Here is a 17,943-nt window from a genome sequence, read left to right on the forward strand (position 1 = left end):
AAAACTCCCGCGTCACGGACAAATGGGGCAATGCCCTTGCGCGTGGCGCGGGAGTTATGCGGCTGAGGCCGGTATTTGGCTGTTACTTTGCAGCGTAGCCGTTGTCCAGAACCCAGTCGATAGCGCCAGTCAGACGACGGATGTCCTCCGGGTCGATGGCCGGGAACATACCGATGCGCAGCTGGTTGCGGCCCAGCTTGCGGTACGGCTCGATGTCGAGGATGCCGTTGGCGCGCAGAACCTTGGCAATCTGTGCGGCGTCGATGTTGTCCTCGAAGTCGATGGTGCCGACGACCAGCGAGCGCTTTGCAGCATCGGTGACGAACGGAGTTGCCTCCGCGCGGTTCTCAGCCCAGTTGTAGAGGTGGGAGGAGGACTCGGTGGTGCGGGCAACCATGCCGTCGAGGCCGCCGTTGGCGTTCATCCACTTGACCTGATCAGCCAGCATCAGCAAAGTGCCGACGGCCGGGGTGTTGTAGGTCTGGTTCTTGCGGGAGTTATCAACGGCAGTCTGCAGGTTCAGGAAAGCCGGGATGAAGCGGTCGGAAGAATTGATCTTCTCAATACGATCGATGGCAGCCGGGGACATTGCAGCCAACCAGATGCCGCCGTCAGAAGCGAAGCACTTCTGCGGGGAGAAGTAGTAGACGTCAGCCTGGGACATGTCGACCGGGAGGCCGCCGGCACCGGAGGTGGCATCGATAGCCACGAGCTGGCCCTCGGAGCCTGCCGGGCGGGTGACCGGAACCATGGTGCCGGTGGAGGTCTCGTTGTGAGCCCAACCAATAAGGTCAACGCCCTCTTCGCCAGCGACAACCTCAGGTGCGGAACCCGGCTCTGCTTCGATGATCTGCGGAGCGTCGAGCCACGGAGCCATCTTGGAGGCCTTGGCAAACTTGGAGGAGAACTCACCGTAAGTCAGGTGAGCGGACTTCTTCTCGATGAGCCCAAAGGTGGCAGCATCCCAGAAAGCGGTTGCGCCGCCGAGGGACAGGACAATCTCGTAGCCTTCCGGAAGCTGGAAGAGCTCAGCCAGACCCTCGCGAACCTCACCAACAACGTTCTTCACTGCCGGCTGACGGTGGGAGGTACCCATGATAGAGGTACCGCCGTCAACGATTGCCTGAATCTGTGCCGGGCGAACCTTCGACGGACCGCAACCAAAGCGGCCGTCGCCGGGCTGGAACTCTTCAGGGAGGACTGGGAATTGATCGCTCATATGAGGCGCAACCTTTCAAAGTGCATTCAAAGTGAAGCTTGATATACAGCCGTTGTCTTCAAACTCTAGCGGTAATCGGGGGTACTTATAGCAAAAGGGTGGGGTTCAATTGCCCCCGCTTCCGTACTTTGCATAACAAAACAGGGTGGATTGGCGTATTTGCAAAGTTTGCGAAGAATTTTTTCCAGTTTTGTTGGTGCTGAAAACTTGGCGGTGTGGGGCCTCGGGCGGGCGGCGAGGGGTGAATTATTGTGGATTTAGTCGATGTGTTTTCGGGCGTCGGCTCGATGGCTTTTGAACTTTTAAAGACATTGGCCGCTGAATGGGCTCCTGACCTCCTGATTAGTAAATGGGCAGTGACAACGTAATAAACCCGTTTTTTCCATTTGCATTTCGGGGTGAAGAGGGGTCAAGATTGGGTAAGCCCAGGCTGCCCGAATGGGGTAGAGGGTGTTGCACTGCTCACACTCTTTGATATTGTGTGTTCTAATCCACTGCAGGTGTCGGTTCTTTATGGTTACGACACGGTCGATGTGAACTAAGCAAACTTTTTTCACTGGGCAAGATGCAATGGAACGCAAATGTCGCGCATAATTGAATCATTGAAAACAATGCGACCCCGAAGGGGTGGCGTGGAGTTGGGAGGCAGCATGCTGTTTTCCGCTGTGCCTGCTTCCCCCGCACTCTGGAGTCGTTAAGAAGAATTTTTCTGTGAAAGGGAAGTTGTGGCTACTAAAGACGGCAAGGCTGTACTCCACTACCCGGGCGGCGAGTTCGAGATGGACATCGTCAAGGCAACCGAGGGTAACGACGGTATCGCACTGGGCAAGATGCTCCAGGAAACTGGACTGACCACCTTTGACCCGGGCTACACCGCCACCGGTTCTACCGAGTCCAAGATCACTTACATCGACGGCGGTAACGGCATCCTGCGCTACCGCGGTTACCCGATTGAGCAGCTGGCTGAGAAGGCTACCTTCAACGAGGTTTCCTACCTACTGATTCACGGCCACCTTCCGTCTGAGGAAGAGCTTGCGCAGTTCAACCACGACATTCGTCACCACACCCTGCTGGACGAGGACTTCCGTCGCGCATTCAGCATCTTCCCGCGTGGCGCACACCCGATGCAGACCCTGGCTTCCTCGGTCAACATCCTGGCTTCCTACTACCAGGACGAGCTGGATCCGCTGAACGAAGAGCAGCGCAACCTGGCTGCGGTTCGCCTGATGGCTAAGGTCCCGATGCTGGCTGCATACGCTTACCGCGCATCCAAGGGTGAGCCGTACATGTACCCGGACAACAACCTGAACGCTCGCGAGAACTTCCTGCGCATGATGTTCGGTTACCCGACCGCTGACTACGAGGTTGATCCGGTAGTGGTTGATGCTCTGGACAAGCTGCTCATCCTGCACGCTGACCACGAGCAGAACTGCTCCACCTCCACCGTCCGCATGGTCGCTTCCTCCGGCGCTTCCATGTTCGTCTCCATCGCTGCTGGTATCAACGCTCTGTCTGGCCCGCTGCACGGTGGCGCTAACCAGGCTGTTCTGGAGATGCTCGAGGACATCCAGCAGAACCACGGTGGCGACGCAACCGAGTTCATGAACCGCGTGAAGAACAAGGAGCCGGGCGTCCGCCTGATGGGCTTCGGTCACCGCGTCTACAAGTCCTACGACCCGCGTGCAGCTATCGCTAAGAAGACCGCTCACGAGGTGCTCCAGCACCTCGGCGGCGACGAGCTGCTGGATCTGGCTATGAAGCTGGAAGAGATTGCACTGGCTGATGACTACTTCGTCTCCCGCAAGCTCTACCCGAACGTTGACTTCTACACCGGTCTGATTTACCGCGCCATGGGCTTCCCGACGGACTTCTTCACCGTCCTGTTCGCCATCGGCCGCCTCCCGGGCTGGATCGCTCAGTTCAACGAGCAGGTCACTGACCCGGCATCGAAGATCAACCGCCCTCGCCAGATTTACACCGGCGAGACCGAGCGTGACTTCGTTCCGCGCGACCAGCGTTAAGGTTTTTAGCGATTACCGCGTAGGGGTTCCTCGCAGGTAACTCAGCATAGAAAAGTCCAGCGTTGAAAACGCGAAAAGGCGCGTACTAGCCTTCGAAAGGTTGGTACGCGCCTTTTATTTTTCCTAGAATTTTAAGAAGCCCCATTTGAGTTGGGTCCATTTAAGTTGGAATAATTGCCAGCTTTGATAAATGCCAACTGTGATAGGAGATTGTCTTGTCCAAGCCAGAACTCACTGCTAAGTCCGGTCCGGCTCCGACGGAACTCGTCATCAACGACCTCACTGTCGGTGACGGCAAGGAGGCCACCCCGGGTGCTCGCGTCGAGGTCCACTACGTGGGTGTTGACTACGAGACCGGTGAAGAGTTCGACTCTTCCTGGAACCGCGGCCAGTCCATCGAGTTCCCGCTGAACGGTCTGATTGCCGGTTGGCAGGAAGGCATTCCGGGCATGAAGGTCGGCGGTCGCCGCGAGCTGATTTGCCCGCCGGAGAAGGCTTACGGCCCGGCTGGTGCAGGACACTTCCTGTCTGGTAAGACCCTGGTCTTTGTCATCGACCTGTTGGACGTTAAGTAAAAGTCCGCATGCTAGCTCTGTTGGCCGGCTGAGCTTCGCTTCGCGGTTCCTGCCCATCCCTCCGTCGGCGGTTTGCAGGATTTCCGGCGAAGAAAGTGACTGCGTTTATGACACTTCAGGCGTGAAAAATTGCCCAAAAGTGTCATAAACTCAGTCACTTTCTTGCTTTCTGAGGTTGGGGTGGGGGCTGAAGGCCCAAACCAGCCCCAAACCAGCCCCACGCCAGTCCCACACCAGGCCCCAGCCCCCTTACTCGCCCAGCGCGAAGCGACGGTAGTGGTCGAAACGCTGCTCACGGCCAACGCGAGCCGGATTCTTCTCCAGCTCCCAGAGGGCGTGCTCGATAGCACTCAGAGCACGGCGGGGCAGTTCGGACGAATCCTCAGGTTCGGCCACAATCTCGTCGATAACCCCGGTCTTCAGCATGGCCTCGGCGCCAACGCCCTGCTCCTCCATCATTTCCGGGGCATGCTCGGTGTCTCGGTAGATAATCGCCGAAGCACCCTCCGGCGGCAACGGAGACATCCAGGCATCGTGCATTGCCAGCACGCGGTCAGAGGGCAGCATGGCCAGCGCACCGCCACCGCAGCCCTGGCCGAGAATGAGTGACACGGTCGGAACCTTCAAGTTCACCAGCGTGGTCAAGGTGCGGGCAATCTCGCCGGCCATGGCATTTTCCTCGGCGTCCTTGGTCAACTCAGCGCCTGGGGTGTCAATGACCGTGACCAGCGGAATGTTCAGGCTTTCCGCGATGCGCATCGCACGGCGGGCAAAACGCAGTGAGCCCGGCCCCATTGGATGCGTGCCCAGCGGCGGCTGGTTATGGCGATCCTGGGCGACCAGAATCACCGGCCGCTCACCAATCCGCGCCAGGCGAGCCCGAACCGACAGCGACTTGTGGCCATCGCCAGTGCCGGAAATCGGCACGGAGCAGTCGACAAGGGCATCGATAATGTCGCCGCCACCTGGACGAGAAGTATCGCGGGTGCGCAGGATAGCTTCCCAGGTATCGCGACCATCAATGGCTGCTACTGGCGGTGGGGTGGGTTCGCTGGGGTCTCCGTCGGCAAGCACGTCGATGGTGCGGCGGACAGCGCCGCGCAGACCTTCGAGCGGAATGATGCCGTCGATAATGCCCTGCTTGAACAGGTTCTCGGAGGTCTGAACGCCTTCGGGCATGGGTTCGCCGGTAGCCAGCTCGACGACGCGCGGGCCGAGGAAGCCGAGAAGTGCGCCGGGCTCTGCGAAGGTGAAGTGGCCTGCCGACCCCCACGACGCCATGACACCACCGGTGGTGGGATTGCGCAGGTACACCAGGAATGGCAAGTGAGAATCCTTGTGGCGCGCCACTGCGGTGGTAATAGAGATCATGAGCGCGAACGCCGCAGTGCCCTCCTGCATGCGAGTGCCGCCCGAGGTCGGGGAGAGCAACAGGGGCAGCTGCTCCGCAGTCGCGCGCTCGATGCTGCGAATAATACGACGAGCGGTTGCGGCGCCGATAGAACCGCCGAGGAAGCCGAACTCAGAACAGATGACGGCGACGCGCTTGCCGCCGACGGTGCCTTCACCGGTGATAACGGCCTCATCGAGACCGGTTTTCTCAGAGGCTCGGGACAGTGTGCCGCGGTAGGACTCGTCGATGTTGCCATGCTCGGGCGCGCCGTCCCAGGAGGTGAAACTTCCGTGGTCGAGGACGGTATCTATTACTTGTTGGGCGCTGATTCTAGCCATACCTCCACGGTAGTAAACAAGGGGTAAACCGGCTTAGTTGATGGTGGGCGGAAAGGGGTAGCGCTATTGTCGGAAAAAACGTGTCCGCACTACCGAGGAGTCGAACCAATGCCGATTACTGAGCGCCTCACCGAGCTGGCTGAACAGAGGCCAAACGTATGTGTCGTCGGTTCCATCAACGCAGACCTGACCGTCACCGTGAAGCGCCTGCCGCATGGTGGCGAGACTATCGAGGGCAGTCCTCTGCGCATTCTGCCGGGCGGTAAGTCGGCGAATCAGGCGGCGACGGCTGGAAGACTGGGCGCGGCCGTGGAACTGGTCGGCGCGGTCGGTTCGGATCCCAACGCACAGTTGCTGCGCGACGCGCTTACCGACGCTCACGTGGACATCTCTGCAGTTGAGACCGTCGACTCTGCCACTGGTACAGCCATGATTGTCGTTGATGATGCGGCGGAGAATTTCATTGTCATCTCCGCTGGCGCCAATGGTGAAGTCGATGCTGAGACGGTGCGCAGTCATGCGGACAAGATTCAGCGGGCGGGGTGCCTCGGTGTGTGTCTGGAGATTTGTGATGAGGCGGTCCTGGCCGCCGCGCAGATTGCCCACGATGCGGGTGTGCCGGTGGTGTTCAACCTGTCGCCGATTCGGGCGGTCAGTGAGGAGCTGCTCGAGCTGGTCGATGTCCTCATTGTCAACGAGCACGAACTCGCAGCCATCATCGGCTCCGAGCGCGCGGTCGCCGGTTGCGAGCACGGTCAGTGGGATGCGGTTGGGCGCGCGCTTGCCGACGAACACGGGATTTCCACGGCCATTGTCACACTTGGCGGGGAGGGGTCTGCGGTCTTGAGGACGTCGGAAAGCGAGGTGGCAGTCACTCGCATTCCGGCGCTGCCCATCGAGGTCGTGGATACCACGGGCTGCGGTGATGCGTACATGGGCACGGTCCTCACCGCGTTGGCCGCGGGCGATGATGTGGTGACGGCAGCTCGTCTTGCGGCGGTGGTCTCGGCTCATGCGGCGACAGGCGTGGGGGCACAGACCTCCTATGGCGAGACAGGAAAAATCGCGCAGTTTGCGGCGGACCATGGTCTATAAGGTGCGCTGAGCAAACTACGCGATTGACGAGTATTCGGTTTAGGTGACTGCGGCCGAAGGGGGCCACGCTCCTTTTTTGGGCAGGGCTGGGGCTAGCTCTTGGCCGTTAGGGCCTTCTTCCAGCTGACCGCGGCACCGGTGCGCAGGACATTGCGCGGGTAGATCCAGGCTGCGAGTGCGATGACTGCGGCTACTCCCACAACCATGATTAGCAGTGAGGCAACCAACTGGAGTGCGGAGAAATTGCCAACGGCATACTGCAACGGAGCGGTGGTGATGGAAACCGGCGGAATCCACGAGGCAATCTGCATGACGGTAGAGTCCAGCTTGCTCCAGCCAAACAGCGGAACATACATCGTAATCAGCGAGAACACCAGTACCGGCATCTGTGCGCCCTGGAAATCTTCCATACGGCTGACCAGTGATGCGGAGGCTGCATACAGCGCGGCGAAGAAGAAGTAACCGAGGATGAAGCACGGGACCAGCAGCCAGACTGCGGACCACGGGACATCGAAGCTCTCCGCCAATCCGGTAATCATGAGGGCAACTGCGGCGCTGGCGGTCAGCACACTCATCATGATGATGCCGGCCAGACCGGCGCCGAGGATCTTGCCGGCCAACAGGTGCGCCGGGCGGACTGTCGAGAGAATGATCTCGATGACACGGGAGGACTTCTCCTCGATGACGCTGGTGGCCACTGCGCCACCGAAGACGAGGATGGCGGTCATCATGACCATCACACCGATTAGCGTGATGAGCATCGCAGGCATCTTCTCGTCTTTTGCTTCATCCAGGGATTCCACCGACACGGCTGCGCTTTGAGTCTTGGAGAAAAACTCGCCGGGGTTGATTCCGTTTTCGCTGAGCAGCATGGCTTCGTTCTGTTTCTGCAGCGACTCCTGCAGCATTGGGGCTAGCCAGGATGGGGCGTCGTCGGCAAGCAGCTTCCACGAGCCCTCCTTGCCTTCTGCGGTGTCGGGGACGAGAGCGGCGTCGGCATCACCGTCGGTGACGGCAGCGCGAGCGGCCTTGTCGTCTGCCGCGGACGTAATCTCCAACGGTGACAGTGATGCCGTGGCAAATGCGCCGGCTGCGGCATCCGCACCTTCAGCATCTTTCATTTCGGCGGTGGCGTCGGCGAGAGAGTCCGCGAACGGCGCTTCTCCGACGACCGCGATCTTGACAGCGTCATTATCGGACTTGGAAGTCATGTAGTCGGCAACGAAGATACCGCCGACGACCGCCACTGCCATGATGATGAGCGTGATCAGCGAGCTCTTCTTCAGTAGATGCTCGCGGAGTTCGCGGACGAAAACGGTCTTGACGGCCGTTGAGGCGTTGTAAGTGTTGGTGCTCATTGCTGTACGGCCTCCTGGTAGAGCTCGGTAAGTGGAATTTGCAGAGGTCCGAACGAACGGACCGTTCCCGCTGCCATTGCGCTGTGCAGTAGCTTCTGGTCGGTGTCGGCTGGGGCGTCGGAATCGAGGTGAACGACGGTGGAGCCGTGGGCCTCGCGCTCCACGCTTGTTACGCCTTCGACAGAGGTCGCCCAATCCTGGGACGCGCTATCGAGCTTGACGACGAAAGCCCGTGGACCACGTGCTCGGAGCTCATCAACGGTGCCTTCCACGAGCATGCGGCCGTCGCGGATGATGCCGACGCGGTCACACATACGCTCAACGAGATCGAGCTGGTGGGAAGAGAACACAATCGGGGTGCCTCGGTCGGCGTACTCCTTGAGTACGGAGCTCATCACCTTGACCGCAACTGGGTCGAGGCCGGAGAAGGGCTCGTCGAGGACGAGTACCTCCGGGTCGTGGACGAGGGAGGCGGCCAGCTGCACTCGCTGCTGATTTCCGAGCGAGAGCGTGTCGACCTTGTCGTTGGCGCGCTCAGTGAGACCGAGGCGCGCCAACAAGTTGTCGGCGTTGGACTCCGCGCGCTTGGTGGGCACACCGTGCAAGCGAGCAAAGTAGATCAGCTGCTTGCGGACTTCAGCCTTCGGGTAGAGACCGCGTTCTTCTGGCATGTAGCCAATCGTGCGGCGCAGCGAGTCATTCATCGGGGTATTGCCGATGCGCACTTCGCCTTTATCGGTGGCCAGCACGCCGAGGGCAATGCGCATGGTGGTGGTCTTGCCGGCACCGTTAGAGCCGACGAAGCCGTAGATTTCTCCAGGGTGAACTTGGAAGCTCATGCCACGGAGAACCTGCAGGTCTCCGTAGGACTTCTCAAGCCCGTCAAGAATGAGGCTGTTCATGGTGATCCTTAGATTGAGGAGTGAAGGGCAGAGGAGGGATGTGAGTTTTTTGAGCCAGTGCTAGTCGTCCCGCAGGTTCCAGGCATAGACGACGGTGGGAAGCGAGGAAATGTAAAGGAAAGCGATAATTCCGAAGATTCCGAAGCTGTACGGAATGTAGTGTCCCCAGTCAGGCTGCGCGTTCAGAACATAGGTGCCCACCAGAACTAGAGCGAGGAAGGACACTAGGCCGAAGTAGATGAAGCAGCGATATGTCAGCCCCCGCAGGTTCAAAATTTGTTCTTGCTGGTACTCGTCCAGCAGTGAGGTGGGTGCACTGTCGACCATGTCGACTGTGATGTTGAGGCTGGTCCAGACGACAATCACAATGAGGGAAATCACTGGCCAGAGCAGAGAAAGCCAGCCCGGGAAAATATCGGTCAGAGTGCCGAGAAGCGCGATGCCACTAATCAGCATCAGCACAAGGCATACCTCGAATGCGATGACCAGCTTTCGCCGCGCCGCCTGGTTGCGCCATTTGGGCAGCCAGCTCGACATCTGCTCGACGCGCTTTGTGTACTTCGCTTCGCGCCGAGCTTCTAGCTTCTCGAAAAAGCTCGGTGTTGCGTTTTCAGTCCGAATAGTTGGCATCGTTAGCTTTCCTTTCGGTATAGGGCAGAGGACATGGGCTTGAATTCCTCGCGAGAGAACACCGCCTCAACGGGGAGATCGAACACCGCGCAGATACGAAATGCCAGATCCAGGCTGGGGTAGTGGTCACCTCGCTCCAACGCACCAATCGTTTGAGGATTGACCTCTACTTGTTTGGCTAGTTCGGCTCGGCTGAGTCCGTGTTCTGCCCGCAGCACTGAAATTCTGTTGAATATCTGTTCTTTGGGTTTAACCTTTGGGGACACACCCCAAAGTGTTGTATAAACGCAACGTTCCGTCAACCGTTTGCAACAAAATGAATGGCAATCACTTTTTTAAATCGCAGGTCAGCGGGGCAGAAAAAATCTAAAAAATTTTCAGTCCGTACACTCGGTTGGCATGACCACACTCGATCTGAAGTACGATGCAGCGACAACCGGAATTGTCAACGTGGAAATGGTTGATGGTAACGCCATCCCGATTCTGGGGTTCGGTACCTACAAGCTTGACGATGAGCAGGCGCGCGAATCCGTGCGCTACGCCCTGGAAATCGGCTACCGCCACATCGACACCGCATCGCTCTATCGCAATGAGCGAGGGGTTGGGCAGGGTATTGCTGATGCGGTCGCTGCGAACGTCGTAAAGCGTGAAGATATCTTCGTGACCACGAAGGTCTGGAACGATGCGCAGGGGTCGGCGGCGACGCGCGAGTCCGTGCGGGCATCTTTAGAACGGCTCAGCCTTGACTACGTTGACCTGGTGCTTGTGCACTGGCCGGTGGAGAAGCAGGGGACGTTTGGGCAGTGTTTCGATACGCTGCTGGAGCTCAATCGTGAGGGGCTGATTCGCTCGGTTGGTGTGGCGAACTTTTACCCAGAGGTGCTCGACCAGCTCTCGGAGACTCCGGTGGTCAACCAGATTGAGCTGCATCCGCAGTTCCCGCAGAATGAGCAGGTTGAAGACGATCGTCGTCGCGGTATTGTCACGCAGGCTTGGTCGCCGTTGGGGCGCGCGAAGTACTTTGAGGGCTCGCCGATTGCTGAAATCGCAGATCGCCTGGGTAAAACTCCCGCCCAAGTTGCTATCCGCTGGCACCTTCAGCGTGGCATCGTGGCCATCCCGAAGTCGGGCACGCCGTCGCGCATCAAGGAGAACTTTCAGGTCACCGACTTTGAGCTCACCGACGAGGACATGGAAACGATTGCGTCGATGGCGCGTGCCGACGGGCGCCTGAGTGGCGACCCGCGGGTATTCGGCAACGAATAAGCGAATTTAGATTTGCTTATAGCCCCATCACTATTGGTGTTTCGCGGGTAGCCTAAATGCTATGACGAACCCAGCATCTGAAATCCGCGTCGAAGCCGACGGCGCAATTGTCACTATCACCATCGACCGAGATCATAAGCGCAACTCCCTGACTGCCGACGTGTGTCGTGACATCGCCGATGCGGTGGAAGCTGCCGCTGAGGTTCCAGAGCAGCGCGTTATCCTGCTGCGCGGCGAAGGCCGCGCTTTCTGTGCGGGCGCCGACCTGAGTGGCCAGCACCATGAAGATTCCTTCCACGAACAGCTCCGTCGAATGCTGCGCACAATCGAGGCCAGCCGTCTGGTGGTTATAGCGGATGTGCAGGGGCCGGCTGTCGGCGCTGGGATGCAGCTGGCGATGGCGGCCGATTTGCGCGTCGTGGGTGAGCGCGGCTGGTTTATGATTCCGCCGGTCAAGCTCGGTATCGCTGTCGATGCCTGGACAATTCGCCGCGTACGCGTACTCGTCGGCGGTGCCCGCGCCCGCACTATTTTGTTGGCGGCCGAGCGCATGGATCAGGAAGCCGCCCGCGGTTGTGGTCTGGCTTCCTACCTTGGTGGTCCGGACAAGGCGGAGGAGGTAGCGCTTCGTATCGCCACCTACGCGCCCCTGTCGCTGGCCTACCACAAGGCAGTGCTCAACGACGATGAGACACATAGCCCGTTGAAGGACTACCAGCAGGAGCTCTACGACACGGTGTGGGCTTCCGAGGATGCTGCGGAGGCATCGAAGGCGCGAGCCGAAAAGCGCGAACCAAATTTCATTGGCAAATAGGTCGAATAGGTTCAGCAATTAGGCGAATAGGGTAGGCAGGCATGGGCTCGTGGAAAACTCCCGACAGTGGTCTTACTCAACAGCAGGTCCAGCAACGCATCGAGTTGGGGCACGTCAACGAGCTGCCGCCAACATCCGGGCGCAGTGTGTGGGACATTATCCGTGCCAATGTGTTTACCCGGATTAACGGTATTCTCGCTGTGTTATTCGCAGTCGTGCTCTATACCGGCTCAATCGTCAACGGTGCCTTTGGTCTGCTGATTATCGCCAACTCTATCGTCGGCATCATCCAAGAACTGCGTGCCAAGCGCACACTGGACAAGCTTTCCATTGTCGGCCGTGCAAAACCCATGGTCATTCGCGACGGGGAGCCTGCTCGCGAGATCGACCGCGAGTCCGTCGTCCTCGACGATCTCATCGAGGTTGGTCCCGGTGACCAAATCGTCGTTGACGGTATTCTCCGCTACGCCTCTGACGTGGCTGTCGATGAGTCCTCTCTCACCGGTGAATCCGATGCCGTCGATAAGAGCGTTGGGGACATGGTCTACTCGGGTTCCTCGGTCGTGGTGGGGTCGGCGCGATATCAGGCCACCAAAGTGGGCAAGGAGGCTTACGCCGCCAAGCTCGCAGCTGAGGCCAACAAATTCACGCTGACTGATTCCCAGCTCTTCCGCGGCATCAACAAGATCCTGACCTACATTTCCTGGATTCTCATTCCCGTCGGCGCCCTGGCAATCTATACGCAGCTCTTTGTCGCCGGCGATGATTTCAACGATGCGCTGCTGGGGATGGTCGCCACGCTGGTGCCCATGGTCCCTGAGGGGCTTGTCCTCATGACCACCATCGCATTTGCCCTTGGGGTGGTGCGCTTGGGGCGACATCGAGTGCTGGTCAATGAGTTGCCCGCCATCGAAGGTCTCGCGCGTGTCGACACCGTGTGTGTCGACAAAACTGGCACGCTCACCGAAAATGCGATGCAGCTAGTGGAAGTCGACATCGTATCGGGTGACGGTACCTCCCGCGATGAGGTCGACTCCGCACTCATCGATCTGTGCAAGCTCGACGATCGTCCCAACGCAACGGCTCGTGCACTGCTCGATGGGCTTGCGGACGCAGGGGACGTCGTAAAGCATGAACAAGCCAGAACCCGCCCCTTTGCCTCGGCGAATAAGTGGTCGGCGCTGACGTATCACGGCGGTGCGACGTGGGTTTTCGGCGCGCCCGATGTGCTTGTCGACGACTCCGCGGTCGGCATGCAGAAAGCTCGGCAGCTTATGGAGGAAGGACTTCGTGTGCTCCTGCTCGCGCGGACATCAGTTGGGGCAGATGACCTGCCCGGCGGTGCGCTGCGGAAGAGTGGCGAGGTGGAGTTGGAGCCAGTCGCACTTGTCGTGCTGGGGCAGAAGGTGCGTTCAGATGCGGCGGACACGGTGGCCTACTTCTATGAAGAAGGCGTCGAGGTCAAGGTCATTTCTGGTGACAATGACCGCTCCGTGGGGGCTGTTGCACGTGAGCTGGAAATGGAGGGGGCTAACAATCCTGTCGATGCGTCTGAGCTTCCGGTCAGCCGCGATGAGAATAGCGAAGCCAAGCCCACCGAGATCCGCAACGAGTTCGCAGACATTGTGGAGTCGCGGCAGATCTTCGGCCGTGTCACGGCCGAGAATAAGCGCGATATGGTTCATGCGCTGCAGTCGCGGGGGCATCATGTGGCGATGACCGGTGATGGTGTCAATGATGTGCTGGCGCTAAAAGCGGCGAACCTGGGCGTGGCTATGGGCGATGGGGCGCCGGCGACACGTTCGGTTGCGCAGTTGGTGCTGTTGGATAATCGCTTCGCCGTGATGCCGATGATTGTGGCGGAGGGGCGTCGCGTCATTGGCAATATCGAGCGCGTGGCCAACCTCTTCTTGACGAAGACTATCTACTCGGTGGTGCTGGCGCTGGCTGTGGGGCTGTGGGGGATGGATTATCCATTCGAGCCGATTCATGTGACCATTACGGGATGGTTCACGATTGGAATCCCGGCCTTCGTGCTGTCGTTGGCTCCTAACTTGGAGCGTGCGCGCGATGGTTTCGTACGGCGCGTGTTGCGCTTAGCGATACCGGCGGGCATCACGGTGGGGTTGTTGACCTTCATGTTTTGGTTGTGGGCAAACCCGGGAGTCGACGCCAGCGATGCGGCACGAGGGGAGGCGTCTACTGCGACCCTCATTGTGCTGATTGTTTCGGCATTTTGGGTTTTGGTGGTCGTGGCTAGGCCATACACCTGGTGGAAGGTTCTGTTGCTGGCGGTATCGGCAGGAGCCTACCTGTTCATCTTCTCGGTTCGTTCAGTGGCCACAGTGCTTAATCTGTACTGGGTAGGGCGGGAGCTGTTGATTCCCGCGCTGATTGTGGGAGCCATCGGTGCGGGCATTATCGAAGCGCTGTGGTGGTGGCGTCAGAGTAAGCCATTGCCGGAAGAAGCGGAGAACACGAGTACAACGGCGTAAATGGGGGTAGTAAAAACGGCGCCTAAGTATGCAGGTAATGGCGTTTTTGGGGGTGCCTTAAGGCTCGCTGAGAAGTAGTTAGCCGCATTTAACTTCTTTGCTAACTGTGTTCCAGGTAACTTTGTTTCCACACATAATGAAAAATGTGGTGCATGGCACACCCTCGGGGTGGCTGTGCTGGACCTCATTACGAACACCTGCATAACTTCCTGGAAAGGATTAGCCCGTGTCCGCAACTCCCTTGCCGGCAGACCGGCATAAGCCACAGGCGGCCGAGTACCGCTACGTGCAAAACTCAGCGCAGTTCCAAGAGCTCCGCTCTACATTCCGTTCTTTCGCCATCCCGATGACCGTCGCAGGTCTGGTGTGGTACATCGCATTCGTTCTGTTTGCGACGTTCGCGCCAGACCTCATGGCGACTCCCGTACTAGGCAATATCAACCTGGGCATCGTCCTTGGTCTGCTTCAGTTCGTGACCACCTTCGCCATCACCTGGGTGTACATCAACTTCGCCAACAAGAAGCTCGAGCCGATGCAGGCAGAGCTGCGCGAGGCACTGGAAAGCGGAGAAATCGCTGAAATCGTCGCAAAGAAGGAGGCATAGGCATGCTGACTAGTTTCTTTGCTGCAGATGACACTGCAGCAGCAGGTAACCCGATTCTCAACATCGCGGTCTTCGTCGCCTTCATTGTTGCGACCATGTTCATCGTTACTCGAGTGGGCAAGGGCGGAAACAAGGGAGCATCAGACTTTTACACCGGTGGCGCACAGTTCTCCGGTACCCAAAACGGTCTTGCCATTGCGGGTGACTACCTCTCGGCGGCTTCCTTCCTCGGTATCGTCGGCGCCATCGCGCTGACTGGTTACGACGGATTCCTTTACTCCATCGGCTTCTTCGTAGCCTGGCTGGTCGCGCTGCTGTTGGTTGCAGAGCCGCTGCGAAACGTCGGTAAGTTCACCATGGCCGACGTGCTGTCCTTCCGTCTTAAGCAGCGCCCGGTACGTACTGCGGCTGCTATCTCGACCCTCGCGGTGACCCTGTTCTACCTCATCGCGCAGATGGCCGGTGCAGGTTCCCTGGTCGCCGTGCTGCTCAACATCCACGACTCCACTCAGCAGTCCATCGTTGTCGCAGTCGTCGGCATCATCATGGTTGCCTACGTCCTCATCGGTGGTATGAAGGGCACGACTTACGTGCAGATGATTAAGGCCGTCCTGCTGGTCGGTGCTGTCATCATCATGACCCTGATCATCCTGGTTGGCGTTAAGGGCAACTTCTCCCAGCTCCTGCAGGACGCAGTGGACATGCACGCAAGCTCGGATTACATCGCCGAGAAGGGCTACGAAGCCTCCGCCATTCTTGAGCCGGGTCTGAAGTACGGCGGCTCCTTCGTCCAGCAGCTGGACTTCATCTCTCTGGGCCTGGCACTGGTCCTCGGTGTTGCTGGTCTGCCACACGTGCTCATGCGCTTCTACACGGTGCCGACCGCAAAGGAAGCTCGTAAGTCCGTGACTTGGGCAATCATCCTCATCGGTGGTTTCTACCTGCTGACCCTGGTGCTCGGCTACGGTGCTGCTGCACTCGTCGGCCCGGACCGCATCATGGCCGCGCCGGGCGGGGCCAACGCTGCAGCTCCGCTGCTGGCCTTCGAAATCGGTGGCTCCATCTTCATGGCTGTGATTTCCGCAGTGGCGTTCGCTACCGTGCTGGCCGTGGTCGCTGGTCTGGCAATTACCGCTTCCGCGTCTGTCGGCCAGGACCTCTACCAGGCCGTGATTCGCAAGGGACAGGCCACGGAAGCCGAGCAGGTTCGTGTCTCCCGCATTACCGTTATCGTGCTGGGTGTTGTCGCCATTATCCTCGGCATCCTGGCCATGGGGCAGAACGTCGCCTTCCTGGTGTCGCTGGCCTTCGCAGTGGCAGCATCCGCAAACGTGCCGACCATCCTGATGTCCCTGTTCTGGAAGCGCTTCAACACCGCAGGCGCAGTTGCCTCCATGTACACCGGTGTCATCGCCTCGCTGGTTCTGATTATCTTCTCCCCGGCAGTCTCCGGCGCTGAGTCCTCGATGATTCCGTCCGTTGACTTCTCCTGGTTCCCGCTGACCTCGCCGGGTCTGCTCGCAATCCCGCTGGCGTTCCTGGCTGGCATCATCGCCACCTACATGGGTAAGCCGGATAACTTCGATGACCTGGCAGCTGAGATGGAAGTTCGCTCCCTGACCGGTGTTGGTACCGAGGCTGCGGTTGATCACTAATAACCACTGAGCCTTTGGCTGGCAACGCTGTCCGAACAGCTCGGCCAAACTCAATTAACTGAATAGACAAATGCAAAAGCCCCGTTATCGTCACTGGTAGCGGGGCCTTTGTGGTGGGCGCGGGGTCGTCGTCAAGCATGTGCGAATCAGTGCATGATAGTTAATGGACGGGCCTGTTGCCCTGGATCCGCAGGGGCTCGCGGAAGCGAGCACGGAGTCTTAGATATAAGGTGGGAAGGTAACAATCTGGTTTGCCCCACCGCAATAATTGGAGTGTGTATGACTGACAATTCTGGCGCTTCTGAGAACAACAATTCTTTCCGTAGCGCCCTGCATGATGAGCACGTAAGCCTTGGCGCAGAAATGCGCAATGTTGGTGGCTACGAAGTGCCGTTCCGCTACTCTTCGGAAATTGCAGAGCACAACGCAGTGCGTGAGGCCGTTGGTGTTTTCGACCTGTCGCTGATGGGTATCATCCGCGTCACTGGTGAGGATGCGGCGGCGTTCCTTGCACACTCCCTGATTTCGGCAATCAAGCCGCTGGCGTTGGGTCGTGCCAAGTACACCATGATTGTGCAGGAAGACGGCGGCATTATTGATGACCTCATCATTTACCGCCTCGGTAGTCACGAATTCATGCTGGTGCAGAATGCCGCAGCCGCTGAAGATGTGTACTCGACGCTGCGCGAGCGCGTTGGTGGCTACAACGTCGAGGTTGAGCGCATGAATGACAAGAATGTGCTCCTGGCCATTCAAGGGCCGAAGGCTGCGAAGCTTCTGCGCCGTCTGTTGCCACAGGATCTGCACGCGACTCTCGATGGCATGAACTACTACTCTTGCACTCTGCTCGAGGTCGCAGGTGTGGAAATGATTGTTGCCCGAACCGGCTACACCGGTGAGGACGGCTTCGAGATCTTCCCGCCGGCTGACCGCGCCGTCGAGGTCTGGCGTGCAATCATTGCAGCAGGTGGCAAGGTGGAAAACCCGGAGGATCCGGCTGACAACGGCGCTGACCTCGGCCTGCTGCCGTGTGGTCTGTCCTGCCGCGACACCCTGCGTCTTGAGGCTGGTATGCCGCTCTATGGCTACGAGCTGACTCGCGACCGCACTCCGCTGGAGGCCGGCCTGAAGTCCATCATGGGGCCGACCAAGGGGCAGTTTATTGGTCGCAACGCACTGATTAATCGTCCGCAGTCGAAGGAGCTACTGGTTGGTCTGCGTTTCTCCGGTGATGAAGCTCCCAAGCGTGGCACCAAGCTCATTGATGCGGAAGGTAACGAGGTTGGCGTGCTGACTTCCGCCAAGGTGTCGCCGACTTTGGGGCACCCCATCGGTTTTGCATACGTTCAGCGTTGGCAGTCCTCCACTGGCACGGAGCTGACCGTTGAAGGCGCCGACATTACCGCCACCGTCGTTCCGACGCCGTTCTACAATCGCCGTCACCGCAAGTAGGGGAGCGCGGGTGCTCCGCCGCATTGTGGCGGGCTCAGATCTGTTCAGGTTCGTCTCTTCGTATCTGTTGGGTAAATAAAAAATCCGCTGCAGTATTGTTGCAGCGGATTTTGGTTTTTAGGGCGA

The 17,943-nt window shown here is 58.9% G+C and carries 15 protein-coding genes; 9 read left to right on the forward strand and 6 right to left on the reverse strand.

The window, feature by feature from the left end; all coding sequences use genetic code 11:
- Nucleotides 1-82: 82 nt before the first annotated feature.
- Nucleotides 83-1,219 carry a phosphoserine transaminase gene (serC, locus tag HMPREF2562_RS08700; RefSeq protein WP_070549879.1) on the reverse strand — a complete coding sequence of 379 codons (1,137 nt, stop codon included), beginning with the start codon at nt 1,217-1,219 and terminating at the stop codon, nt 83-85.
- 725 nt (nt 1,220-1,944) lie between these two features.
- Between serC and HMPREF2562_RS08705 the strand changes: the two genes are divergently transcribed.
- Both HMPREF2562_RS08705 and HMPREF2562_RS08710 read left to right on the forward strand, forming a co-directional pair.
- Nucleotides 1,945-3,240 carry a citrate synthase gene (locus HMPREF2562_RS08705; RefSeq protein WP_016423307.1) on the forward strand — a complete coding sequence of 432 codons (1,296 nt, stop codon included), beginning with the start codon at nt 1,945-1,947 and terminating at the stop codon, nt 3,238-3,240.
- Between the two features lie 215 nt (nt 3,241-3,455).
- Entirely contained in the window at nt 3,456-3,815 is a 360-nt protein-coding gene (locus HMPREF2562_RS08710; RefSeq protein WP_005511805.1) for an FKBP-type peptidyl-prolyl cis-trans isomerase, read from the forward strand.
- Nucleotides 3,816-4,064: 249 nt separating this feature from the next.
- Here HMPREF2562_RS08710 and HMPREF2562_RS08715 read toward each other — a convergent pair whose 3' ends face one another.
- Nucleotides 4,065-5,546 (reverse strand): carboxyl transferase domain-containing protein, encoded by a 1,482-nt coding sequence (locus tag HMPREF2562_RS08715; protein ID WP_070429963.1) that lies wholly within the window; start codon nt 5,544-5,546, stop codon nt 4,065-4,067.
- Between the two features lie 108 nt (nt 5,547-5,654).
- Between HMPREF2562_RS08715 and HMPREF2562_RS08720 the strand changes: the two genes are divergently transcribed.
- Complete coding sequence (locus HMPREF2562_RS08720; protein ID WP_070549880.1) at nt 5,655-6,641, forward strand: ribokinase; 987 nt, start codon at nt 5,655-5,657, stop codon at nt 6,639-6,641.
- Between the two features lie 92 nt (nt 6,642-6,733).
- Here the strand turns inward: HMPREF2562_RS08720 and HMPREF2562_RS08725 are convergent, their stop codons facing one another.
- Genes HMPREF2562_RS08725 through HMPREF2562_RS08740 form a run of 4 tightly spaced genes read right to left on the reverse strand, consistent with a single transcriptional unit; the run spans nt 6,734 to nt 9,797 of the window.
- Nucleotides 6,734-7,999 (reverse strand): ABC transporter permease, encoded by a 1,266-nt coding sequence (locus tag HMPREF2562_RS08725; RefSeq protein ID WP_070549881.1) that lies wholly within the window; start codon nt 7,997-7,999, stop codon nt 6,734-6,736.
- The gene (locus HMPREF2562_RS08730; RefSeq protein WP_070545916.1) at nt 7,996-8,901 is read right to left on the reverse strand and encodes an ABC transporter ATP-binding protein; all 906 of its coding nucleotides are present in this window, start codon (nt 8,899-8,901) and stop codon (nt 7,996-7,998) included. The genes HMPREF2562_RS08725 and HMPREF2562_RS08730 overlap by 4 nt, the downstream gene beginning before the upstream one ends.
- 60 nt (nt 8,902-8,961) lie before the next feature.
- Entirely contained in the window at nt 8,962-9,531 is a 570-nt protein-coding gene (locus HMPREF2562_RS08735; RefSeq protein WP_070545918.1) for a hypothetical protein, read from the reverse strand.
- A 2-nt stretch (nt 9,532-9,533) separates the two neighbouring features.
- Complete coding sequence (locus HMPREF2562_RS08740) at nt 9,534-9,797, reverse strand: helix-turn-helix transcriptional regulator (RefSeq protein WP_070549882.1); 264 nt, start codon at nt 9,795-9,797, stop codon at nt 9,534-9,536.
- 133 nt (nt 9,798-9,930) lie between these two features.
- Here HMPREF2562_RS08740 and HMPREF2562_RS08745 point away from each other — a divergent pair, with 133 nt between their 5' ends.
- From HMPREF2562_RS08745 to gcvT, 6 genes are all read left to right on the forward strand, one after another.
- The gene (locus tag HMPREF2562_RS08745; protein ID WP_070549883.1) at nt 9,931-10,797 is read left to right on the forward strand and encodes an aldo/keto reductase; all 867 of its coding nucleotides are present in this window, start codon (nt 9,931-9,933) and stop codon (nt 10,795-10,797) included.
- Between the two features lie 61 nt (nt 10,798-10,858).
- Complete coding sequence (locus HMPREF2562_RS08750) at nt 10,859-11,611, forward strand: enoyl-CoA hydratase (RefSeq protein ID WP_048733677.1); 753 nt, start codon at nt 10,859-10,861, stop codon at nt 11,609-11,611.
- A gap of 41 nt (nt 11,612-11,652) precedes the next feature.
- On the forward strand, nt 11,653-14,106 hold the full coding sequence (locus HMPREF2562_RS08755) for an HAD-IC family P-type ATPase (protein ID WP_049171348.1): 2,454 nt from the start codon (nt 11,653-11,655) through the stop codon (nt 14,104-14,106).
- 226 nt (nt 14,107-14,332) lie between these two features.
- Nucleotides 14,333-14,710 (forward strand): DUF485 domain-containing protein, encoded by a 378-nt coding sequence (locus tag HMPREF2562_RS08760; RefSeq protein ID WP_016423298.1) that lies wholly within the window; start codon nt 14,333-14,335, stop codon nt 14,708-14,710.
- Nucleotides 14,711-14,712: 2 nt separating this feature from the next.
- The gene (locus HMPREF2562_RS08765) at nt 14,713-16,365 is read left to right on the forward strand and encodes a solute symporter family protein (protein ID WP_070549884.1); all 1,653 of its coding nucleotides are present in this window, start codon (nt 14,713-14,715) and stop codon (nt 16,363-16,365) included.
- Between the two features lie 279 nt (nt 16,366-16,644).
- Complete coding sequence (gene gcvT, locus HMPREF2562_RS08770; protein WP_070549885.1) at nt 16,645-17,817, forward strand: glycine cleavage system aminomethyltransferase GcvT; 1,173 nt, start codon at nt 16,645-16,647, stop codon at nt 17,815-17,817.
- The last annotated feature ends 126 nt before the right edge of the window (nt 17,818-17,943 follow it).

It is taken from the genome of Corynebacterium sp. HMSC077G07, from assembly GCF_001809225.1.
In the GTDB taxonomy this organism is placed as follows: domain Bacteria; phylum Actinomycetota; class Actinomycetes; order Mycobacteriales; family Mycobacteriaceae; genus Corynebacterium; species Corynebacterium jeikeium_D.

Coding starts and splice junctions, on each gene's coding strand:
- gcvT (WP_070549885.1), top strand. CDS start 16,645: ATGACTGACAATTCTGGCGCTTCTGAGAACAACAATTCTTTCCGTAGC.
- HMPREF2562_RS08755 (WP_049171348.1), top strand. CDS start 11,653: ATGGGCTCGTGGAAAACTCCCGACAGTGGTCTTACTCAACAGCAGGTC.
- HMPREF2562_RS08735 (WP_070545918.1), bottom strand. CDS start 9,531: ATGCCAACTATTCGGACTGAAAACGCAACACCGAGCTTTTTCGAGAAG.
- HMPREF2562_RS08715 (WP_070429963.1), bottom strand. CDS start 5,546: ATGGCTAGAATCAGCGCCCAACAAGTAATAGATACCGTCCTCGACCAC.
- HMPREF2562_RS08720 (WP_070549880.1), top strand. CDS start 5,655: ATGCCGATTACTGAGCGCCTCACCGAGCTGGCTGAACAGAGGCCAAAC.
- HMPREF2562_RS08765 (WP_070549884.1), top strand. CDS start 14,713: ATGCTGACTAGTTTCTTTGCTGCAGATGACACTGCAGCAGCAGGTAAC.
- HMPREF2562_RS08750 (WP_048733677.1), top strand. CDS start 10,859: ATGACGAACCCAGCATCTGAAATCCGCGTCGAAGCCGACGGCGCAATT.
- HMPREF2562_RS08725 (WP_070549881.1), bottom strand. CDS start 7,999: ATGAGCACCAACACTTACAACGCCTCAACGGCCGTCAAGACCGTTTTC.
- HMPREF2562_RS08745 (WP_070549883.1), top strand. CDS start 9,931: ATGACCACACTCGATCTGAAGTACGATGCAGCGACAACCGGAATTGTC.
- HMPREF2562_RS08730 (WP_070545916.1), bottom strand. CDS start 8,901: ATGAACAGCCTCATTCTTGACGGGCTTGAGAAGTCCTACGGAGACCTG.
- serC (WP_070549879.1), bottom strand. CDS start 1,219: ATGAGCGATCAATTCCCAGTCCTCCCTGAAGAGTTCCAGCCCGGCGAC.